Raw genomic sequence first — 19,935 nt, forward strand, 5'->3', positions numbered from 1 at the left:
ACGAACCGCCTCTATCTGCAACGATACGGAGGCCGTCGGGCGACGAGGCGAATCCAAAGCCGCGCCGGCCCTGTCCAGCGATCCTCTTCCACTTCATCACGATGCCTCGGATCACGGCCATGCGGCCGCCGGCCGAGTTCGACAGTCAGGATTGGCGTCCGTGAACTTCACCGTCACCGCTCGCATATCGGCACAACGGTTTTCGCATCACTACAACTCGATGCTGGACGCTCTGGAGCAAGGCCTATCGCTGCAGGCCTCGGGCCTGGCCGACGTCCGGATCGTCGACGGCAATGGTCACGCCCGCACCCCTGCCGCGATCTATCAACTCCTGTTCGGAGCCAAGGACACCGTCGCCCCGACCGGCGGGGAAACCGCCGTCCTCGCCCTGGCGGCCTGACACCCCCTCGGCCTGAACGGCGTCGCGGTGGCGGCCCTCGCCGTGGGAGGTCTCGCACCCGTGTTCGCCCGGAGGCCGCCGGGCCCGGTCGATCCGTCCGTCGCCGTCGGCACAGGGGAGACGTCCCGCGTTTGCCTGGCGGTCGGCACCGGCCCACATTCGGCGGCACGCAGCCTCCTGAAGGGACTCCGGTGATGGACCCGCACAATTACCTCCTGATCGCGTGGGCCGTCGGCGCGTTGGCGATCGGTCTTGGAACCGCTTGGCTCGCGCGCCGGGCGCCCTGAGCGTCACCCGGAGAGCAACAGGCTCGGGTTTGGCGCCCGAACCGAGCACGAACGCCGGATCGTCGGCGCGACGATGCGGCACCGGCCGGCGCGTCACGCGTCATGGGACCACCGATGCCCCGCCGGCTCGAAGTCGCCCTCGTCTGTCGGCCGCCGCGATGCCGGAACGGCGGGCATAGCCGCCGCGATCACCCCGGGCGTCGACCCAGCGCAGGATCGTCGCCAGCAGGAGGCGGTCGGCGACGCAGGGGTCATTCGGAGCGCCGCCCCCGTCCATGTCGTCGGGCGGCCTCCATGCTCGGGCGGCGAACTTGCCCATCCCGTCCGAAGGCTCGGCGGCTCGAGGCCGTTGCGACCTCACCCGCTCTGCCGCCTCGCCGCGGCCGACCCGCGATCGCCGTCGAAAGGTCACGTGCGGGACGGCAATCCCGTGCGCCCGTCGCCGCCCTCGACGCCGATCATGGCGCGACACGTCCGGCCGGACCGGGCCGGCTCCCGGGGGCCGACCGCCTGCCGGCGGCCGCACGTCCGGGTGAGACGCAGATACACGTCGTAGAGGTCGGCGTGGTCGCCGAACCGCTGCCGGAGGCGCGCCAGGTCGTAGGTGCCGCGCCGGTTGCACGGCGGGCACGCGACGACGAGCCGGCGGCCCCGGAGATCGCACAGGCGCTCCCTCAGCCGGTTTTCGCGATCGGAAACGCACCCACCGGCATCGCCGCCATCGGCGGGCCGGGGCGGCCAGGATCGCGCTGGCCGATCGGAGCGCGCGAGCTGGCTTTCGAGGACATGGAGCCGTTCCCGCCGATGTGCGCGATGGCGCGGCCGCCGGTCCGGTCGCGCGGACCTGTCCCCGCACCTCCGGGCTCGATGCGGAGCGCCGGGCGAAGCGATGAACGAGACCATGGTTTTGGAAAGGTGATGGCTCCCCGAGCCGTTCTCAAACAACCCTTTATCATCAAGACTGTTTGTCCCGCACCTGGGGGGAGGGGGGTCATTGAGCGGAAGGGTTATTTTCGGCGGCCCCCGCACCGACATCGCCTTGGTAGCGTCCGCTCCCGCCTGCCACGACGATCACCCCATGCGCGACCCGACCGTCAGCCTGTTCCGGTTCGCGAGCGGGCACACGGTGGACCCGGCCGCCGCGGTGAAGGACCATGAGCCATCGCGGAAGGCGGTCGCCGAGCCCGGCGCATCCGGGAATTCTCGGCACGGCATGGTGCGAACCGCGATCCTGTTGGCGCGGCCGACGGCCCCGCGAGCGACTTAGCCGAGCGCTCGCATCCATGTTGCTGCAGCCGGTGAACTAGGGAATTCTAGTTCTCCAGATGTTTCGCGTGACGCGCGGTAGTCCCGAGGGCTCTGGCCGTAAGCCTCCCGGAAGGTTCGGCTGAAGTGGCTGAAATTACCGAACCCGTAGGCTTCACTGATCACGCCGATATTTCGGCCCTCATGCGGATCATCCAAAGCCGCCCTCACGGCAGCGAGACGTTGCTGCATCAGATAGCGGGCTACCCCGCCTTCAGCTTCGAACAGGTGGTACAATCGGGTCCGAGACAAACCGACAGCCGATGCGATCTGCTCGACCGTCAGCGCCTTGGCAAGGTTGCTGCGGATGTACCGTTTCGAGGCGGACAATCGGGCCATGCTTGCCGGGGCACTTGCCATCGCCTGCCGATCCCGGTCGGGCCGGGCTGTGGCTGCAAGCAAGTGGAGCGTGGCCTGCGCAATGTCGAGCGCCTGGTCCGTCCCTATCGTGTGCCGATGCGCGACCAAGCCGCGGAGATGTTCAGCAAGCAGGCAGGCCGTTGGACCAGCGAGGATCGCCCCATGCAGCGTTTCTTCGTTAGGAAGCAGGCGAGCGACGCTGTCGCGCGCGAGGCTCACGATTAGTGAGTTTGTTTCGCGAACTCGGCTGCGTCGATAAGGCTGCGACAGGTCGTTGAGCGTGAAAGCACCGGGCGGAACTTTTTGGGTGCCGTGATCCGACTCGATCGCGTAGGTGTGCTGGCTCAGCAGCAGGGTGAACCGCTCCTGGCCATCCTGCCTGATCTTAGATCGCGTGCGGCCTGTCCTCTGAGGCGACGCGTTCATGACGTGCAGCAGGACCGGACCGATTTGTGTGGTGTCGATGCGAGCAGAGAAGCCGTGCGGGTCCGCATCCAGATCGTGAGCGCTGAACAAGGTCCGCCACGCGTCGAAGCGATCGCGCTCAGGCAAGTCATCGGTCGAGAACGAAGAATGCCGAACAACGCTCATGACGCTGCTTCTTTTCCTCGAGGAGATCGCCTCTCGCGAGGGAGGGGCCGCAGGTCTACTCGCCCTGAGATGCAATGAAGCGCTGTTCAGGGAGTAGGGCGAGCATCGGCGTACTCGATTTGCGGGTCGCTTTCCATCTTCTGGTTGAGCGTCTGAAAACTGCGTCGAGACCTCGCACGCCCTGCAGCGTGTGACGATCGTCATCGCCCGACGCGCCCTCAGATTGCAGCACCCGCCGTCACGGCTTTGTCCCGCTCTACTCGATCGGGTCGGGCTTCCTCGGGATGCTCGCGGCCGAGAGGGGTACGCGAGGCTGGCGTGAGTAGCCTCATCGGCTCCCGCACGCAGCCCGACAGCGACTGCGACCTCATCGCCCGCGATGCGGATCGCTACCGCGTCGGCCGGATCCGGCGCGAGCACGGCAACCTGCAGCGGGGGGCGTTCTTCCCGAAGGGGGTCCAAGGCTGCGCCTGGCACAACTGGCTGCGGGTCGAGAGCAAGGGACGAGGCGACTGAGCGCCTGCATGTCGCGTGGCGCGCGTGAATGGCGATCGACGAGGCGGGTACGGCAGGGCCGAACGCCGCGTTGTGCCGCCCGGCCCGCGCCTCCACCCCGCCGGCCGTACCATCGTGCGGCATGATCCGGATTATCGAGCGAGCCCTTGCGGAGCCCCCAGCCGATCGATCGGAGCGCCTGGAGACAATTCAGCAGCCATCCTTGCAGCCATCCTTGCAGCCATCCTGGCAGCGTTCCCGGACGCGACGATCGAGATCGTCCCGGGCCCGCTCGACGACGACCACGCGGTGGAGGTTCGGCGTCCGCTCTCGCATCCCGACGCGTCGCAGGCCGTCCGGAAGCGCCGGGGCGACTTCAGTCCCGTCGGCAGCGCGGCCGAGCCGTAGCCGTCAGATGCACGGAACGCCCGCTCATCGTGGCTTGCGGGGTGCGATGGCGCGTTGCGGACCGTCGTCGCCCCAAGCCCGAGGACGATACCGCGCCTGACAGGTCGGCGGGGGCGACATCTGTCGCGGAGCCATCCCTCTCGACGCTCACGCCTCCATGTGATTGCTGATGGTACCGGCCTTCGTAGAGCCGGACCTCGGGAGTGACCATGCGAACCAGTGGCGTCATCATCGCCGTGCTCGGCTGCGCCCTGGGCGTCGCGCCTGCGCAATCCCGCATCGTGGGCATCGATATCACGACGGTCGAGCCCTTCGCCGACGGGGTCGCGTTCGGTGCGGCCGGCGCCTACGAGCGCGTCATCGGCACGGCGCGCGGCGAGCTGGACCCGGCGGACCCGGCCAATGCCGGCATCGTCGACATCGCGCTCGCACCCCGCAACGCGCGCGGCATGGTCGCGTACCAGACCGACCTGTTCATGCTGCGCCCGAAGGATCCGGCCCGCGGCAGCGGCACGCTGCTGTTCGAGGTGCTGAACCGCGGCCGCAAGTTCCTGTTCAACTGGGTGCTCGACGCGCCGGCCCAGGCGGCCCAGGCCGTCAACGATCCGCGCACCGCCACCGACGCCGGCACCGGCCTCGTCCTGCGCCGCGGCGACACGGTCGTCTGGTCGGGCTGGGAGGCGGACGCGCTGCGCCAGCAGGGCGGCATGGCCATCGACGTTCCGGTCGCCGGCCGCAACGGCACGCCGATCGTCGAGACGGTGCGCGACGAGCTCGTCAGCGCGACGCGCGGGCCGCCCGAGGCCCCGTTCTACCTCACCTTCAAGACCGCCGGCCCGGACAAGGCCGACGCGCGGCTCACCGTTCGCCGGCGCGAGGGCGATCCGCCTCGCCCGGTCCCGGCCGAAGCCTGGCACTACGCCACGCCGCGACAGCTGGAGTTGCTGCCCAAGGGTACCAAGCCCCTGCCGGGATCGCTCTACGAGTTCACCTACCCGGCCACCGAACCGAAGGTGCTCGGCATCGGCTTCGCCGCGACGCGGGACGTGGTGGCTTATCTGCGCGGTGGAGCCGCCGACGGCGCGAACCCGGCCGGCGGCACCATCCGCCATGCCGTCGCCCTCGGCATCTCGCAGAGCGGGCGCTACCTGCGCGACTTCGTCTACCAGGGCTTCAACCGTGACGAAGCCGGCCGCCGCGTCTTCGACGGCATGCTCTCGCACATCGCGGGCGTCGGCGGCATCTTCCTCAACGCCCGGTTCGGGCAGCCCTCCCGCACCAACACGCAGCACGAGGACCACCTCTATCCCGAGAACGCCTTTCCGTTCTCGACCGCACGGCAGCACGATCCGGTCACCGGCCGAACCGGCGCGCTGCTGCGCGGCGACGGCTTCGATCCGCTCCTGATCGAGGTGAACACCGGGACCGAGTACTGGCAGAAGGGCGCCTCGATGCTCACGACGGATCCGCTCGGCCGGACCGACGTGGCGCTGCCCGAGACGTCGCGCGCCTTCCTGGTCTCCAGCGGCTTTCACTACGGGCGCGCCGGTCTGACCTCGACCAAGGGGGCGTGCGCGAACCTGCGCAGCACCCTGAACCCGGCGCCGGCCCTGCGGGCGCTGCTGGTCGCGCTCGAGGAATGGGTGACCGCGGGCAAGGCCCCGCCGGACAGCCGTGTCCCGCGGTTGTCGGACGGCACGCTGGTGGACGCCGCCGAGATCGGCTTTCCGTTCCTGGTCGGCATCCCGGTCCCGACGACGCCGAACGCGATCGCGCGGTTCGGCACCTACGTCGATCCCCGCCCCGAGACCGGGCCGCAGTACCGCCCGCTGGTGCCGCGGGTCGACGCGGACGGCAACGACGTGGCGGGCATCCGCCTACCCGCCGTCGCAGCCCCCCGCGCGACCTTCACCGGCTGGAACCTGTATGCCGACCCGTTCCCGGCCGGCGCCCTGTGCGATCGTGAGGGCAGCGAGATCCCCTTCGCACGCACACGGGCCGAACGGACGGCCGCCGGCGACCCCCGCCCGTCCCTGGAGGAGCGCTACGCCGAGCCGGACGCCTACGTCGCGGCTGTCGCGAAGTCGGTCGATGCTCTCGTCTCGGATCGCCTGCTGGTGCGCGAGGACGGAGACCGGCTGATCGCGGCGGCACGCCAAGGAGCGACCCCCTAGCCGAAACTGGCAGGTCGAAGAGAAAGCTGGGCCACCGCTCGCGCGGTCTCGCTCCATGGAGAGTTCATGCGCGCACGTCTCACCGGCGCTGCTCTGTTCGTCCTCGCGGCGGCCGGCGCCTCGGCTCAACCCTACGACGATCGGCGCCCTCCGCCTCCATCGGATGAGGATTACGACGGGCCGCCACACCGCTACCGACCGCCCCCGCCGGACTTCGATGACGACAGGCCGCTGCCTCCGCCGCGTCGGCGGGGGCCGCCTCCGCCGGATGACGACGACGATGACGGCCCGCCCCCGCCGCCCCGGTCACGCGCCTACTGAAGCCCGCGAACACGCTCCCTCTCGCGTAGGACCCGTTCGCTTTTTGTGCTGGCTGTGGCGTGGCTGTAGCAGCCACAGCGGAGCCCTTCGGTTACCGTGAGGCATCCTTCAGGTGCCTCACATGCTCACGTTGACCTCGATCATCACCCGCAGCGTCCTCGCTGTCGCGACCGTGGGCGGCCTTGCGATCCTGGCCGACGGCGCGGTGCGATCTCAGCTCGAGCGGGCTGTGCGGAGCAATCTGAACGTCGTCGGGCGTGCTCCGGCGCCGATGCGGGTTGCCCGGGTGGATGAGCGCTACGTCGCAAAGGGGCTCGATCGGGGTCGGCTTGGCGCCACCATGCGAATGGTTGGCACCGACGACGCGCAGTAAGCGCATCACGCACCGTCGATCCGGGGCCTAAGTCCATCGCTCCGCTTGCCGCGGGCGACCTCGCGCATGGCCTCGTCCGGCAGCGGCCGCTGAAGCTGCAATGCCTCCTCCACCGGCGCCTCCAGCCACGTGCGCCACTCCTCCGGCGTGGTCAGCAGCGCCGGCATCGCCTTCGGATGCACCGGCCCGACGACGCCGTTCGCCTCCGTCGTGAGGAAGGCGTAGAGCCGGTGTTCCTCCTCGACGGGCTCGTCGCGCTTCGGGCCGCGCACGCCCGTCCACGGTCGCCAGATCCCGGCGAAGGCGAACAGCGGCCGGTCCGCGTCGAGCGCGAACCACACCGGCGTCTTGCGCGGCTTGGTGTCCGCGTACTCGCTGAACGAGGACACCGGCACGAGGCAGCGCTGCTCCGGCTTCAGCCACGGGCGCCAGTAGGGCGACCTCACGTTCCGCACGTTCGTGACCGGGTGCTGCGGCCCCTTGCTCGACGGCGAGGGGAAGCCCCAGCGCATCATCGCCAACGCGCGCTCGCCCTCGGCCAAACGCACCACCGGCGCCATCTGGTCGGGGAAGATCGCCGGCAGCGGCGGCAGGTTGCCGGTCTCGTCGCGCTCGACCCCGAAGGCCTTGCGGATCGCGTCCTGGCCCCTGTCGAGGCTGTAGAGGTTGCACATCCCGACATCGTGCGCCGCCAAAGCGCGAAAGGGCAAGGCACGCTGCGCGAGCCCGATTGCATCCCGCATCATATGAATTCAAAATTCGCTCGCGCGACTTGCCCCGATGAAGGGCGAGCGCTGCGGAGGACCATCGATGAGCACTCGGCGCGACTTCCTGCATCTCACGGCCGCCGCGACGGCGGTCGGGGCCCTGGTCGGGTCAGCCTCGGCGCAGGCGCCAGCCTCGGGTCCGGGGCATCCGATACCCCCGCCGAGCGGAGAGGCTCTGCGTCTCGTCACCTTCGCACCCGACGCGGGCAGCACGCCGCGGCTCGGTGTGGTCCGCTCGGACGGGCGCGTCGTCGACCTGACGCAGGTTGGAGTGCCGGGCGTGGATCCGGCGCAGATGGTCTCGCTCATCACGGCAGGACCGGCCGCGCTCGATGCCGTGCGCCGGGCCGCGGCCGCCGGGGATGGCCCGCAGGTCGAGACGGTGCGGCTGCTGGCGCCGATCCCGGCACCGACGCGCAACATCTACGCGGTCGGCTGGAACTACCTGGAGCACTTCGCCGAGGGTCAGGCCGTCCGGGGGACGAACGCTGAGTACCCCGCCCATCCCGTGTTCTTCACCAAGGGCGTCAACACGATCAACGGCCCCTACGACCCGATCCCCTACGATGCTTCGGTGTCGACGGCGATCGACTGGGAGGTCGAGCTCGCCGTCATCATCGGCACGGGCGGACGCAACATCACAGAAGCCGACGCGATGGCCCACGTGTTCGGCTACAGCGTCATCAACGACACCACGGCGCGCGACATGCAGATCAAGCTGCACGGCGGGCAGTGGTTCAAGGGGAAGAGCCTGGACGGGTACGGACCGATCGGCCCGTGGATCGTGCCTGCATCCGACCTCGATCCCTCCAATCTCCGTCTGCTGACCCGCGTCAACGGCGTGGTGAAACAGGACGCCTCGACCGCTCAGATGTACTTCAAGGTCGCCCGCATCATCGCCGAGCTGTCGCACGGCCTCACCCTCGTGCCCGGCGACATCATCGCCACCGGCACGCCCCCCGGCATCGGCAACGCGCGCAAGCCGCCCGAATTCCTCAAGCCGGGCGATGTGATGGAGACGGAGATCGTCGGCCTCGGCACCCTGCGCAACGTGATCCAGGCCGTCCCGGCGTAAGAGGTGCGCCCTCGATCGAGAGGCGGGCGCTCAATCAGCCGGCCACCGCGATCGGCAGCGCGCCGACCTGCGTCGTGGGGCGCGGCGTCCGCATCTCGAACTTCGTGCCCCAAATCCGCACGGCCTCAAGGTCGGCACGGGTCAGCAGAACGCTGCCAACCGTCATGGGGTCCGGCACGCAACGATTTTGCAGCGCAACACGTTGGCTTGGTATGCCAAGCGTCACCCCCTTCGAAATCACGATCTTAGCGGCCGGCGCCCAGCGTACCCTGTTCGCCTCGACCGAGCGGGAGGCGGCTCTGATGGCCGAGTCGGTGCTGCGTCGTCTGGACGGTAAGCATGCCCTTATCGGTTTCTGGATCGACGCCCCGGATCGGGGCGCCCTGAAGCGCCTGGGAGCCTACCTCGGAAATGTGCTCGTCGAGATGACGGGTACGGGTGAGGTGCTGGTATAGACGGCGTGTTCAAGAACGCCGCCGACGAGACCGGCGAGCTGGAAGGCGCAACGCTCCTTGGGCAGTTCGGCGAGGTGCCGGAGGATTTCGCCGAGAGCCTGCGGGGCGGATAACGGTACGGGAAACCCGCCCGATGGACCGGGCGGGTTGTCGCGAGCCTAGGGATTTCCGGCGTCGCCGCCGCCCTGCGCTTGGTCCTTGTCATCCCCCAGCCGATTGGCCGAGTGATCCTGGTACTGCTCGGTCTGCACGGTCTTGCTGTCCAGGCCGCGCTCATCCCCATGCTGGGCCTTGTCGCGATTGCTGAGCACCGCGTTGTCCTCGATCACGCCTTCCGGCAACTCGGTCATCGCTCCCGAGCCCGATCCCTTGCCCTGGCTTCCAGGGTGCATGCCGTGCTTGCCTGCATTCGCCATCGTCGCTCTCCTGTCGTTCCAGGGGGCGGATCGATACGCCCCCGCCGGATGAGCAGGGCAAACCGATCGCTGCAGGGCTCGTTCCTGTGGCACGTGAACGCGTACGGTTCGGCCCCGCCCCGGTCTGCTCACGGGACGGGGGGAATCCCGGATCTCACCGCGTCTCGACGACGCCGTCGCTGGGGCTATCCTGCCGGGATGCGACGAGCGTCTGGCACGGTAACGGCTTGGCAACCGCACGCGCATGAAAATCGCGGCATGCCGACCTTGTCCGCCCCGCGCCTACTCACCTTCCTCGCTTCCGCAGTGCTGATCGGCCTGGCGGTCGCCAGCCTCTACACGAAGGTCCCGATGGTCGGGCGCACGGTGCTCGCGCACCGGCAGTGGTTCTTCATCGGCGCCTACGCTCTGCTCGCGCTCGGGGTGACGACCAAGAGCCTTTGAACCACCCGCCGGGTCGACACGACCGCAGGTCCCGCTAAGTCGACGCTGCGAGGATCTCCATGAGGCTTGCCGCGCGGGGTGAGCCACGGCCTCGCGGAGGTGGGCCTGCATTCTCAGCGCGTAGCTCAGAAGCTGCCCGACGTGATCCTCGATCGGATCGCAGACCTTCACGCACCGCATCGGGGCCGGAACGATTTGACCCCGAAGCACCCTCCGACCACACCGGCCGTAGGTGCCCTTGTTCCAGGCCGAACGTGCGGACCGTGCACGGCTTGCTGCCGGGTTCCCGCGATCGAGGTGCTTGCCAAGCCTGCGGGCGTTCTCTGTCGGCATAGCACTGGCACGGCGTGCGGGATCTATCAGGATCGCCCTGAGGTGTGCGTGCGGTGGTACTGTCTCTGGCGCAAGATCGGCGCATTGCCGAACGCGCTGAGGCCAGACCGATCAGGGGTGATCTTCGCGATCGAGGGCAGTGCGCCTTGCGCGAATGGTCTCGAAGGGGCCTGCGTCGTGGGTCGCGCCGTGAAAGGAGCGGGTGCTATCGCGAGTGCGGAAGCGACCGAGGCGTTCGCTATGTTCGTCCGCGAAGGGTCGTTGCCGGTGTGGAAGGTGTCCAACCGTAAGGCGACCCTGATGCGCCCCGATCAGCGCACCCAAGCACTGTAGATTCGGGGCGCCGACTCTGCCGGAGGCGGGCTTTTCAGGTGCTTTGCCCATCCCCCGGACGGGACAGTTTTAGGCTGCCTTCAGATTGCCGGCAGACAGCTTGCCGCTGCGCTTGTCGGTCTCTTCCTCATAAGAGACCTTCTGGCCCTCGACCAGGTTTTGCATCCCGGCGCGCTCGACGGCCGAGATGTGAACGAACACATCCTTGCCGCCGTCGTTCGGCTCGATGAAGCCGTAGCCCTTGGTCTCGTTGAACCACTTTACGGTGCCGATGCTCATAGAAGTTCCTAGACGTCTCGGGCGCACCAAAGCGGGGCGCTCGCAGGCCAAACGGATGGCCCTCACGCGACGTTCCAAAGAGCGAAGCCCGCCGCGGCGGTGCCGGGCGGGCTGAGCCTCGTCAAGGCCATACGGGCCCGAACTGGTTTACATGCCGTGGCGCATCATGCCCCGACGATGCATGTGGTGGCGCATCATCGGCCGGCGCATCATACGACGATGCATCATCCGGCGCTCCATGCGGACATTCGTCACCAGCTCGGCGGGTGCGGCCACAGCGGCGGACGGGCCCATGGGTGCAGCGGAGGCGGACGTGGAGAGTGACGCTGCGCCGAGCGCGGCGAACAGGGCGGCGGCGATGATGGATGAGCGCAAGATGGTTCTCCTCGCATGCCGCCAGAAGCGACAGCCTTCTCCCGTCGGTCGACCGGAGAATGGGAGAACCAAGCTCAAGCTCGTTTCGATCCGTTCGATCGTGGACCCGTAAGCGCGTGGAATGCGCAGCCGGGCACTTCAGATATTCCTCCGGTCCAAAAGGCCGATCGGCGACGCTTCACCGACACCATGGCGCTGCTCCACACCAGCGCATAGGCGTGGGCGGTATCGAGCCCGTTGTGATGGGATCTCCGTCTCCCACCCGCCTCGCCACCTGATCCGGGGGCCGGTTGATCTGCATCAGCATGACGGCCGCAAAGCAGCAGAGGGCCAGCGACGTGATCCAGAGAAGGGCTCGTGCGGTCCGCTTGGTACGCTTCGACATGCCCGCGAAGGTGTCGGCCGGCGGTTAGCAGGCGCTTAATGGAACGCTGGAGGCGAAGCAGGCCTGTCCCCCGATCCGATCACGGCGGATGGGTGCGTCGTTCATCTCACCGGCCACCCGGTCCTGAGCCGGGCTTGCTGGGAAGGTGCCCGTGATCCGTTGCCAGCCGGTCGATCAGCAGAGGCGGCCGGGCCGGCATAGGTCTGCGTACCCGGTGTTGGTATAGTGCCGGCGAACAGGGAAGGCGCTGCCCGGCGCAGGCGGCCCTCTTGAGCCCCTCGGCGATCCGCCGGCTCGATCACGCCTTGAACGCTGTACGCGCCGAGGCCCTATATGTCGGGCATGATCACCTTCACGCCGAACCCGCATACGATACGGATCAACCCGTCCAAGTCGGAGCCAGGACGCTTCGACTGGACGATCATGAAGGATGATTTGGTCGTACGCCAATCGATCCGATCTTTCGGATCACAGGGGGCATCCGAGGCAAGTGCCGATACGGCATTTCGAGAGATAACAGCCCTTTGGCAGACTGCGCGGTAAGTCCAGGACGAGCCGAAAGTACCGATCGGGACGCTCGGTTCACGACGGTACCTGCCGCCTGGACGCCCGCACAGTGGCGGCGACCGCTTTTGTTTGTCGCGACGTGCTCGCGGCACCGCGCAACGACGACCTCATGCGCGCCGCCCCACCATCGGCGTGCCGGCGGCCTCGGTGCCCGCCAGGATCTTGCTCAATCTCAGCTGAAATCCTCAGGATCCTTTGGAGTTATTTTCTCTGTACCCGATTGCCTCCGCGAGACGTTGTCCCTTCAGAACCAGCAAAATGAGGCGATCATGCGAGAAATCGCGCTGCCGTCCATGCCGGTGTACGTTGGTCTATGTCTTATGATCCTGGGAATGGAGTCGGAGCACTTGGCCTGCCGCCGATGGCGCATGGTACAGCATTCCAAGGAACTCGATATCCGGGTGGTGCTGGGCTTCAGCCTACCCCTGGCAGGGTTCCTCCTGATGTGGCTCGGACGTGCCTGATCTGAACTCGCTGCCGGATCACGGGATCGAACATGCAAGGAGCGTTTTATGCCTCAGCAACCGAGCCTCGCGGATCAGCGATCTCACAGGGCTGACGATGCCGGGCGTTCCCCTGCAGCCGAAAGGGATGCCGAAGCCGACGATACGTTGGCGCAAGCCCGTATCGAAAAACATCGTGAAGCCGCCAACCACGTTCGCATGACGGTCACCGGCAACGCTGCGAACGCCGAGAAGGGCGACAGCGGAAAGGACGATCAGTGAGGCATGCGCTTGAAGGCCCGACATCAAGCGTTCACCGGTCGTCGAAGCCAAAGCCTGCAAGTTGATGGCCACGGCTGTCGGGATCGAGGGCGGGAACATCCAGCGTCACGCCGTCCCGACATCGTGGCCTATGGAAGACCAAAGCGCTTCCAGGAGCTTCGACCGCTGGTCGGAAAAGCCGGAATTCATTTCGGTGATCCGGAGGATCGCCTCGTCGACCGCATCCAGTCCTCCAATGGCGTGAATGCTTTCACCGATTGTGCGAAGCTGCGCCGCGATCGCCGCCGAGGCCGACTCATTCAAGAACGGTGTGTGGCCCACTTCGGTATCGTCGAAGCGGTTCCACTCGATCTGTCGCAGAAGGGCATCGACAGCGCAGTCCTGATTGGTCGCGATGTGGTCCTGCTCCTGAATTGCCTGAGGCCTTCGACCGAAATTGTAGGGCTTTGGAGCGACCTTCCCCGCTCTTAAGGATCAGATGAATGGATGTCGTTCTCACACCGACAGGGCCGGCCGGCAAGGCATGGGATCTCAAAGATCGGCTGGGACGGAGCCTCGGCAAGATCACAAGGCCGAAGGATACCGACGATTTCCAGATCCAGCCGGATGAGGCGGGCCTTCTCGTGACTGTGAAACGCGCGCACGCCTCCCTCGACGCCGCGATGTCGGCCATCGCAAGCGTCGCCAATGGCGCGTGCACGCTGGACAGCCAGGATTGGGGTTAGGGCTCAAAGCGCGAGATACGCATGTTCGAGCCATGAGACGCGAAACATTTGAATGCGGCTCGGCTCGGCGCGGCCGTTCGTTCCGTCCCTTCGGCCAGCCTCGTTCCTGCTGGCGAGCTGATCCGGACGGTGATTTTCGTCCGGCTCCGCGCCTTCTCCTCACGGAACCGGCTGCCGGAACCACCTCCGATTTCGGAGATGAACTTCAGACCCGCACGCTCGAAGGCTCCTGGCATCGGTCGGCTCCGCGTTTCGCCCCGTGGACGATCTGCTGAGGCAGCGAAGGAAGCGGAAGGTCGTGCTCGTCCAGCAGGAAGGCTGCGCTGAGTAGCGCCCGGATATGTTGCTCGGGACTGGCCGACTCATGATCTGCGCGTCCAGCACCTGATCGGCGAGGAGGCCGGCAAGGCGGGAGACCTCGGACAGGCGTTCCCAGGGCTGCCGTCGTCGTCTCGACCGAAAGCGCCGAGCGCTTCGCCGCCACCGTCGCCCCGCTGGTCAACCGCGACGGCACCTTCGACCGCTCCGCCATCAAGCGCGCCGCGATCCGTTCGGCTCAGGCCCGCATGGAAGTGACTGGCGACGCCTGGGGCATGTGCATGTCCTATGCGCTCGCGGGCGCCTGGGCCGCCGCCAAGGTCCTCCCGCGCCGACCGCGCGCATCGCGGTCGGACCGATGGCCTCCGACCGGCTCCGCTCCCCCGCCGTCCGCCTGCTGCACGCCCGGCAGGATCACGCGGCCTGCCTCCGCCTTGGGGCCTCCTACCGGCACCGGATCCGCGGCCGGCGAGACCGATCAGCGCGAGGCCCATGCCTGGGCGCTCGGCCTTGCCCGCCGCTGACGCCTCGTCGCTGCCGAACGGAGCGAGACGCGCTGATGGCCGACCTCGCCCGCCGCACCGTTTCTCGGTGCCTTCCTGCCTCTCGTAGCCGCACGGATGCCTGCCATCGCCTCTGACGGCGTGCTGCCGGTCGCGGCGGCCGAGCGCGCGGTGATCCCGTTCGCGCCTCTCCCTTGGGGCGGCCGGGGCAACAGTCTGGCTGCCGCTGGCGTGGCGTGGCTTGAGGTCATGGCGGGACGGTAAGGCAGGCGCGTTGGCGCTTCGCTCAGCGGCACAGCGGCAGCCCAACACCAAGCAGGCAGGGGCCGCCGACAATCGGGCAGCCCCCCATGCTCTCGAACGTGGCCTGCCGCGCGAGTCGCTGCGGAGCGACACTGGCGAATGTGGCTCCCGCCGAGAGGCAGATCAGGCTGAGAGCGAACATCGTGCTCTCACCGCTTCCTCGGCGCACCGGACACGGGCAGGACCATCGACCCGGCACGAAGCCGCCCGGCATCGATGTGTCGAGACCGCCAAGATCGCATCCCTCATCTGAGGGATGCGATCTTGGCTCTCGTGCCGGCGTCAGCCGAATCGCCGTATCGCGCCTCAGCGCTTGCCGTCGTGATCACCATCGCGCATCGCGCCAGTTGGCTCCTGGACATGAGCTTCGAGGAACCAGAGCTGCTTATCGACGCCGCGCGAGACCTCAGTGAAGAGGTCCGCCGTGCCGGCATCGCCCGCCTCGTCGGTGTCGTCGATGTTTTGGCGGACGGCGTTCGCATAGACCGCATAGCGATCGATCAGCGCCGCAAGATGGTCTGCGATCCGATAGGCGTCGAGCGGATACGGTGCGAGCTGCGAGCCAGCGGCCACCGCGGTCGCCGTGCCCCGCGCCGTGCCGCCGAGCTGCGTGATGCGCTCGGCAACCTTGTCGTTGTAATCGTCGAGTTCGGTACGGAACCCATCCAGCATCAGGTGGATGCCGATGAACTGCGGACCCTTCAGGTTCCAGTGGGCCTGCTTGACCGCCAGCGCCAAGTCGATGCCGTCCGCGAGCCGGGCGTTGAGCGCGTCGGTCGAGACCTGCTTCGCGTTGGACTTGGTGCCGTTCTGGGTCTCGTGGAGGCGCTGCCCCTGGGAGGCGTTCGTGTCGGCCATGGTAGGTCCCTTCAAGTTTCAGCAACAGCCGGAAGGCGCTCTGCAGCAGCCTAGGCGACAGCGTCTGGGATGCGCGCGATGAGCGCTCGCTCCCTTCAAGACCGCCATCGGGCGCGGGTTCCTCTGCAACGATCGAACGACGGTGCTGGGCACCGTGGGTGGCTAGAATTGCCGCGCTGCTCGGCGAGCAGGAGCCGGATGAAGAGGCCGAGCCTCGGGCGATCCTCGTGGGGCGACTTCAAGGCGAATGAGGGCTAGAGGCTTCAGGCAGGCGCCGATGCGATTGCACGGCGCCTCAGCTGGCGGGCACAGGCTCGCCATCCCCCACCCTTACGGAGACCGGATTGAAAGAGCCCGAGCAAGGCAGTCCTGAAGCCATCTACGTCTCAGCCATGGTCGGAGAGATGATGCGTCGCGTCCTCGATGACGCCCTTCTCGACCTCGCCAAAGCGAAAGGGCCGAGCTACCTTGACACATTCCTTGAACGTGAACTCGCACGTTACAGCGACCTGTTCCGCGAGCGGGTGGACGACAGGCCCGAGACCACGGATGCGTTGCGAGCTTGGTTCCTCGTGGATGGACAGACAGCCCTACGGGAAGTTGTCGCTCGCGCTATGACCGCTGCGAACCGCGAGTAGCCAGTCTGAGATAGCGCCGCAGTCGATGCCGGATAGGGCGCACTCGGGAAGCGGGTTCCCATGAGGCTGGACCTGCTACAGCAGCTCCCGGCGCCTCACTCCGAAACGTCCCCGGATGATTTCGCTTCACCGCTGCATGGGTCTTGCTTGCAAGGCTCCACCTCGCCGCGCTGGATCACCATGCTCGACCGCCGCTCCTTGATCCTCGCTGCCGGCGCGAGCGCGATCGCGACCAGCGTTTGCGCTCAGCCACGGTCCGAGCGCTTGCGGCTTTGGCCCAGCGCCCCACCGGGTGGGGGCGGCCCGATGGGGACCCAACAGGCTGAGATCGATGGGGCCGCCTTCAACATATCCGAGCCCCTGCTGGACATCTTCATTCCGCCCAAGCCGAACGGTGCCGCGGCACTCGTCGTCGGCGGCGGCGGTTATCGACGCATCGGCCTGGTCAAGGAGGCCTATCCGGCCGCAGGCTGGCTGACCGACATCGGGGTGACGGCCTTCGTCCTCACCTACCGCCTACCCAACGAGGGCTGGGCCGACGGCACCTTGGTTCCCCTGCAGGACGCGCAACGGGCCATGCGGACGATGCGCTCGCGGGCGGAGGCGATGGGGCTCGACCGGCAGCGGATGGGGGTCGTCGGCTTCTCGGCGGGCGGACATCTCGCCGGCACGCTCGCGATGCGTGCCGGCCTACGCACCTACGCGCCGGTGGACGAGATCGATCGGCAGTTGGCCCGTCCCGACTTCGCGGCCCTGATCTATCCGGTCGTCACGCTGGAGCCGCCTTACGACAACACGGGCACCCGGCGGAACCTCGTCGGCGAGCAGCCGAAGCCCGAAGCGCGGACCGCCTGGTCGCTCCAGACACAGTTGCGTCCGGGCTGCCCGCCGCTCTTCCTCGTGCAGACCGACGACGATCCCGTGATCAGTCCGGAGAACAGCCGCATCCTCGACACGGCCTGTCGGCACATGAGCGTCCCGGTCGAGTTCCACCGCTTCAGCAAGGGCGGCCATGGTTTCGGCATTGGGGAGCCGGGCACGCCCGCAAGTGTCTGGCCCACCCTGTGTCATGCGTGGCTCCAGACCCTCGACATGCTGGGTTGAAGGCTGAACGTCGCTTCCGGTGCGTTGATCTCAGCCAGATCAGGGGATCATCCGGGCACCGCGAGCCGCGAATGGTCGTCGGCTGCATCGGGCGGGCGAACGCGCTCAAGGGGCCCTGGGGGGAGCGGGTTTCTGTGACGCACCATGGTTTACTGGGACGCTCGGAACCCGCCTTGACCGTTCCGGTTGCAATGCCGTGCCCGACACCGCTTACCTGCCCCGCATATCCGCGTTTCTCAAGGCCGCAGGACCCGGTCTTGTCGTGATGCTCGCCGACACCGATGTCGGGAGCCTGATCACCGCCGCGCAGAGCGGAGCGCGTTGGGGCTATTCCCTGCTTCTGCTGCAACTCCTGCTCGTGCCGATCCTCTACATCGTTCAGGAACTCACCGTCCGCCTCGGCACGGCGACAGGCCGTGGTCACGGCGCGCTAATCCGAGAGCATTTCGGACCCGCTTGGGCCTGGATTTCATTTGGCGGTCTCGTCGTGGCCGGTATCGGAGCCATCGTCACCGAGTTCTCGGGGATCGCCGGCATCGGTGACCTTTTCGGTGTGCCGCGGATCGTCAGCCTTGGTTTACCGGTGGCGATCCTGCTGTGGCTGGTGTTCACCGGGGGCTACCGGCGTGTCGAGGTGGTAGCCATCGCCGTCGGCTTGTTCGAACTCGTGTTCATCGGACTCGCTATTGCGGCCAAACCTGACCCAGGCGAAATCCTGGCCTCGTTCGCGCACATACCGCTAAACGACGGCGGCTTCCGGGTTCTCATCGCAGCCAATATCGGCGCAGTCATCATGCCATGGATGATCTTCTACCAGCAGTCGGCGATCGTCGATAAGGGCCTTGGCTGGCAACACGCACGCGACTCGCGCCTGGATACCCTCGTCGGTGCGATCATCTCGCAATGCGTGATGGGGGCGATCCTGATCGCGGCGGCCGCCACCATCGGGAAGGGCGGCCGCGGAACAGCCCAAGGGCTCGATACGGTCGGCCAACTAGCAGATGCCTTCACACCGGCGCTGGGCCCATGGCTCGGACACGTCGCCTTTGGGGTCGGCATCATCGCAGCGGCGTTCGTGGCACTCAACGTCGTCGCACTGGCGCTCGCGTGGGGCTTCGGCGACCTGACGGGCCGAGCGCACTCCCTCACACTGTCGCCGCGTCAGGCACCAGTTTTCTACGGCGCCTTCACCTTAGTTGTGGTCGCCGGTGCGATCGGAGTGCAGCTCGTACCGAACCTTGTAGCGCTCAACGTCGCCGTAGAAGTGATGAACGCGCTCCTGCTGCCGCTGGCCCTCGGCTTCCTCATCCTGCTCGCCACCCGTGCCTTGCCGCCAGACCGGCGGGTCGAAGGCACCTACAAATGGGTGGTCTACGTCGTATCCGGCCTCACGATCGCCTTCGCGATGGTTGGTGTCCTCGATGGGGTTGGGCTGCTCTAGGGCGGTCACAACCCGATCTCGACGCGGAGTCAGGGCCGCGCCGTCCACTCGTCCGCCGTCAGTTCCGGGCCGGTGACGCAGAGCATGCCGTTCGTGACGATGCCGAAGCCATCGGCGATCCACGCCTGCCAGTCCTCGACGTGGATCGTAGGAGGTGCTTGCCGCGGCGAGATTGCCGGGCCGCGTGGACGGAATGGCGCCGAACGATCGTCCCGCGAATGAGAACGGGGCGCCGGCCCGGGAGCCGGGACTGTTCTCGACACGCAATCGCGCGATCGAACGCACGTTAAGCACCATCCAAGGCGTCGCGGATCCGCCCGGCTCGGATCGGTATGCCAAAGCGGGCTCGCGCCGTGCGGGCGAGGGTTGCGACCTCGGGAGAGGCGGAGCCGGTCAGACGGTTTAGGAGCCCAGAAGCGGCGGCACCGGCGGCCGGAATGGCTGCATCGAAAGCCTCTCCTACCATTGCGCCCGTCAGCGCATTCCCCGCCACGTCGCCTGTCCGACACTACGCTCGCCGGATTTCAAGTCGCACCGGGACGCGTCAGGGCCAGCCGTGACCTGACGCCGTTATGGTCTCCGCGCCTTGAACCTGCTGTCGGTCTCGTAGGTCGCCACGGCCTCGGCTGGGATGCGGTACAGCTTCCCGCCCTACTCATGCATTGCCGGCGATGCGGCAGCAGCAGATGGGGCATTGGAAAGCGGCGGATCGGACTACAGCGCAGCGGTGAGCGGGGATAACCTTTGAAGCCCGGCAAAAGCTATACCACACCTATTGCGCTCGATCCGACTTCGGATAGAATAGAATTCGTTCCAGTCCATCTAAAATTAAACAACTCAAGCGCGCCCTAAAAGGCGCGCTTTTTTGTTTTTTGTCCCGATTTTTAGACGGTCGGGTTCGGAAAACGACAAACGCCCCAGGAGGTTTCTCCTGGGGCGTTGTTTGATCGACCGACCCATCCAACCGAACCGCGGCTCTGGGCGAGCCGCGGCCGATCCGGCAGGTCCTAGTACGAGCCGAACTTGTAGTTCAGGCCGGCGCGCACGACGGCGAACTCGGTGCTGTTGTTGCGGTTCAGGCCGCTCTGCACGACGGTCACGCCCGGCGAGGTCAGGGTCACGGTGCCGGTCGAGTTGGAGGCGAAGGCGCCGTTGTTGCGGCCGCCCTGGTCGAGGT

21 protein-coding genes and 1 pseudogene are annotated in these 19,935 nt (G+C 67.2%); 12 read left to right on the plus strand and 10 right to left on the minus strand.

All coding sequences use genetic code 11. The annotated features are described in order from the left end of the window. Nucleotides 1-160 precede the first annotated feature (160 nt). On the plus strand, nucleotides 161-400 hold the full coding sequence (locus FV230_RS06125; protein WP_147727290.1) for a hypothetical protein: 240 nt from the start codon (nucleotides 161-163) through the stop codon (nucleotides 398-400). A gap of 1,550 nt (nucleotides 401-1,950) precedes the next feature. On the opposite strand, the gene FV230_RS06135 is transcribed toward FV230_RS06125, so the two are convergent. After that, nucleotides 1,951-2,943: an AraC family transcriptional regulator gene (locus tag FV230_RS06135; protein ID WP_147841686.1), complete on the minus strand. Its 993-nt coding sequence runs from the start codon at nucleotides 2,941-2,943 to the stop codon at nucleotides 1,951-1,953. Nucleotides 2,944-3,261: 318 nt separating this feature from the next. Between FV230_RS06135 and FV230_RS06140 the strand changes: the two genes are divergently transcribed. From FV230_RS06140 to FV230_RS06150, 3 genes are all read left to right on the plus strand, one after another. After that, nucleotides 3,262-3,459, plus strand: a complete 198-nt coding sequence (locus tag FV230_RS06140) for a hypothetical protein (RefSeq protein ID WP_147841687.1) — start codon at nucleotides 3,262-3,264, stop codon at nucleotides 3,457-3,459. 596 nt (nucleotides 3,460-4,055) lie between these two features. Continuing rightward, entirely contained in the window at nucleotides 4,056-6,020 is a 1,965-nt protein-coding gene (locus tag FV230_RS06145) for an alpha/beta hydrolase domain-containing protein (protein ID WP_147841688.1), read from the plus strand. A gap of 442 nt (nucleotides 6,021-6,462) precedes the next feature. Further along, on the plus strand, nucleotides 6,463-6,714 hold the full coding sequence (locus tag FV230_RS06150) for a hypothetical protein (RefSeq protein WP_147727295.1): 252 nt from the start codon (nucleotides 6,463-6,465) through the stop codon (nucleotides 6,712-6,714). 5 nt (nucleotides 6,715-6,719) lie between these two features. On the opposite strand, the gene FV230_RS06155 is transcribed toward FV230_RS06150, so the two are convergent. Further along, nucleotides 6,720-7,388 carry an SOS response-associated peptidase gene (locus FV230_RS06155; RefSeq protein WP_147841689.1) on the minus strand — a complete coding sequence of 223 codons (669 nt, stop codon included), beginning with the start codon at nucleotides 7,386-7,388 and terminating at the stop codon, nucleotides 6,720-6,722. A 136-nt stretch (nucleotides 7,389-7,524) separates the two neighbouring features. Between FV230_RS06155 and FV230_RS06160 the strand changes: the two genes are divergently transcribed. Next, nucleotides 7,525-8,556: a fumarylacetoacetate hydrolase family protein gene (locus FV230_RS06160; protein WP_147726462.1), complete on the plus strand. Its 1,032-nt coding sequence runs from the start codon at nucleotides 7,525-7,527 to the stop codon at nucleotides 8,554-8,556. A 34-nt stretch (nucleotides 8,557-8,590) separates the two neighbouring features. On the opposite strand, the gene FV230_RS31195 is transcribed toward FV230_RS06160, so the two are convergent. Beyond that, nucleotides 8,591-8,722 (minus strand): hypothetical protein, encoded by a 132-nt coding sequence (locus tag FV230_RS31195; protein ID WP_279593219.1) that lies wholly within the window; start codon nucleotides 8,720-8,722, stop codon nucleotides 8,591-8,593. A gap of 46 nt (nucleotides 8,723-8,768) precedes the next feature. On the opposite strand from FV230_RS31195, the gene FV230_RS06165 reads away from it, so the two are divergent. After that, on the plus strand, nucleotides 8,769-9,011 hold the full coding sequence (locus FV230_RS06165) for a hypothetical protein (protein WP_147841690.1): 243 nt from the start codon (nucleotides 8,769-8,771) through the stop codon (nucleotides 9,009-9,011). Between the two features lie 158 nt (nucleotides 9,012-9,169). Here the strand turns inward: FV230_RS06165 and FV230_RS06170 are convergent, their stop codons facing one another. Continuing rightward, the gene (locus FV230_RS06170; RefSeq protein ID WP_147841691.1) at nucleotides 9,170-9,427 is read right to left on the minus strand and encodes a hypothetical protein; all 258 of its coding nucleotides are present in this window, start codon (nucleotides 9,425-9,427) and stop codon (nucleotides 9,170-9,172) included. Between the two features lie 258 nt (nucleotides 9,428-9,685). On the opposite strand from FV230_RS06170, the gene FV230_RS06175 reads away from it, so the two are divergent. After that, a complete protein-coding gene (locus FV230_RS06175; RefSeq protein ID WP_147841692.1) occupies nucleotides 9,686-9,871 on the plus strand; it encodes a hypothetical protein in 186 nt (61 codons plus the stop codon). A 450-nt stretch (nucleotides 9,872-10,321) separates the two neighbouring features. Next, nucleotides 10,322-10,537: a hypothetical protein gene (locus FV230_RS30570; protein ID WP_243935897.1), complete on the plus strand. Its 216-nt coding sequence runs from the start codon at nucleotides 10,322-10,324 to the stop codon at nucleotides 10,535-10,537. A gap of 69 nt (nucleotides 10,538-10,606) precedes the next feature. Here the strand turns inward: FV230_RS30570 and FV230_RS06185 are convergent, their stop codons facing one another. From FV230_RS06185 to FV230_RS06200, 4 genes are all read right to left on the minus strand, one after another. Further along, on the minus strand, nucleotides 10,607-10,816 hold the full coding sequence (locus FV230_RS06185; RefSeq protein ID WP_147726454.1) for a cold-shock protein: 210 nt from the start codon (nucleotides 10,814-10,816) through the stop codon (nucleotides 10,607-10,609). A gap of 147 nt (nucleotides 10,817-10,963) precedes the next feature. Beyond that, entirely contained in the window at nucleotides 10,964-11,191 is a 228-nt protein-coding gene (locus FV230_RS06190; protein ID WP_147841693.1) for a hypothetical protein, read from the minus strand. A 1,434-nt stretch (nucleotides 11,192-12,625) separates the two neighbouring features. Then, the gene (locus tag FV230_RS06195) at nucleotides 12,626-12,940 is read right to left on the minus strand and encodes a hypothetical protein (protein ID WP_147841694.1); all 315 of its coding nucleotides are present in this window, start codon (nucleotides 12,938-12,940) and stop codon (nucleotides 12,626-12,628) included. 33 nt (nucleotides 12,941-12,973) lie between these two features. Next, nucleotides 12,974-13,189: a hypothetical protein gene (locus FV230_RS06200; RefSeq protein WP_147841695.1), complete on the minus strand. Its 216-nt coding sequence runs from the start codon at nucleotides 13,187-13,189 to the stop codon at nucleotides 12,974-12,976. 161 nt (nucleotides 13,190-13,350) lie between these two features. On the opposite strand from FV230_RS06200, the gene FV230_RS06205 reads away from it, so the two are divergent. After that, nucleotides 13,351-13,593 carry a hypothetical protein gene (locus FV230_RS06205; protein WP_147841696.1) on the plus strand — a complete coding sequence of 81 codons (243 nt, stop codon included), beginning with the start codon at nucleotides 13,351-13,353 and terminating at the stop codon, nucleotides 13,591-13,593. 1,430 nt (nucleotides 13,594-15,023) lie between these two features. Here the strand turns inward: FV230_RS06205 and dps are convergent. Continuing rightward, the gene (gene dps / locus FV230_RS06215; RefSeq protein ID WP_147726444.1) at nucleotides 15,024-15,575 is read right to left on the minus strand and encodes a DNA starvation/stationary phase protection protein Dps; all 552 of its coding nucleotides are present in this window, start codon (nucleotides 15,573-15,575) and stop codon (nucleotides 15,024-15,026) included. 344 nt (nucleotides 15,576-15,919) lie between these two features. On the opposite strand from dps, the gene FV230_RS06220 reads away from it, so the two are divergent. From FV230_RS06220 to FV230_RS06230, 3 genes are all read left to right on the plus strand, one after another. Next, nucleotides 15,920-16,213 (plus strand): hypothetical protein, encoded by a 294-nt coding sequence (locus tag FV230_RS06220; RefSeq protein ID WP_147726442.1) that lies wholly within the window; start codon nucleotides 15,920-15,922, stop codon nucleotides 16,211-16,213. A 180-nt stretch (nucleotides 16,214-16,393) separates the two neighbouring features. Next, a complete protein-coding gene (locus tag FV230_RS06225) occupies nucleotides 16,394-17,317 on the plus strand; it encodes an alpha/beta hydrolase (RefSeq protein ID WP_147841697.1) in 924 nt (307 codons plus the stop codon). Nucleotides 17,318-17,513: 196 nt separating this feature from the next. Continuing rightward, a complete protein-coding gene (locus FV230_RS06230) occupies nucleotides 17,514-18,758 on the plus strand; it encodes a divalent metal cation transporter (protein ID WP_246694757.1) in 1,245 nt (414 codons plus the stop codon). Nucleotides 18,759-19,765: 1,007 nt separating this feature from the next. On the opposite strand, the pseudogene FV230_RS30575 reads toward FV230_RS06230, so the two are convergent. Beyond that, nucleotides 19,766-19,935: pseudogene (locus FV230_RS30575) on the minus strand (porin family protein); the annotation flags it as partial.

This window comes from Methylobacterium sp. WL6, assembly GCF_008040095.1.
Lineage (GTDB): Bacteria > Pseudomonadota > Alphaproteobacteria > Rhizobiales > Beijerinckiaceae > Methylobacterium.

What these genes read in the sequence shown, in the direction of transcription:
- FV230_RS06150 (WP_147727295.1), top strand. Translation starts at nt 6,463, where the DNA reads ATGCTCACGTTGACCTCGATCATCACCCGCAGCGTCCTCGCTGTCGCG.
- FV230_RS06155 (WP_147841689.1), bottom strand. Translation starts at nt 7,388, where the DNA reads ATGTGCAACCTCTACAGCCTCGACAGGGGCCAGGACGCGATCCGCAAG.
- FV230_RS06145 (WP_147841688.1), top strand. Translation starts at nt 4,056, where the DNA reads ATGCGAACCAGTGGCGTCATCATCGCCGTGCTCGGCTGCGCCCTGGGC.
- dps (WP_147726444.1), bottom strand. Translation starts at nt 15,575, where the DNA reads ATGGCCGACACGAACGCCTCCCAGGGGCAGCGCCTCCACGAGACCCAG.
- FV230_RS06135 (WP_147841686.1), bottom strand. Translation starts at nt 2,943, where the DNA reads ATGAGCGTTGTTCGGCATTCTTCGTTCTCGACCGATGACTTGCCTGAG.
- FV230_RS06175 (WP_147841692.1), top strand. Translation starts at nt 9,686, where the DNA reads ATGCCGACCTTGTCCGCCCCGCGCCTACTCACCTTCCTCGCTTCCGCA.
- FV230_RS06165 (WP_147841690.1), top strand. Translation starts at nt 8,769, where the DNA reads ATGCCAAGCGTCACCCCCTTCGAAATCACGATCTTAGCGGCCGGCGCC.
- FV230_RS06170 (WP_147841691.1), bottom strand. Translation starts at nt 9,427, where the DNA reads ATGGCGAATGCAGGCAAGCACGGCATGCACCCTGGAAGCCAGGGCAAG.
- FV230_RS06185 (WP_147726454.1), bottom strand. Translation starts at nt 10,816, where the DNA reads ATGAGCATCGGCACCGTAAAGTGGTTCAACGAGACCAAGGGCTACGGC.
- FV230_RS31195 (WP_279593219.1), bottom strand. Translation starts at nt 8,722, where the DNA reads ATGACGGTTGGCAGCGTTCTGCTGACCCGTGCCGACCTTGAGGCCGTG.
- FV230_RS06205 (WP_147841696.1), top strand. Translation starts at nt 13,351, where the DNA reads ATGGATGTCGTTCTCACACCGACAGGGCCGGCCGGCAAGGCATGGGAT.
- FV230_RS06225 (WP_147841697.1), top strand. Translation starts at nt 16,394, where the DNA reads ATGCTCGACCGCCGCTCCTTGATCCTCGCTGCCGGCGCGAGCGCGATC.
- FV230_RS06160 (WP_147726462.1), top strand. Translation starts at nt 7,525, where the DNA reads ATGAGCACTCGGCGCGACTTCCTGCATCTCACGGCCGCCGCGACGGCG.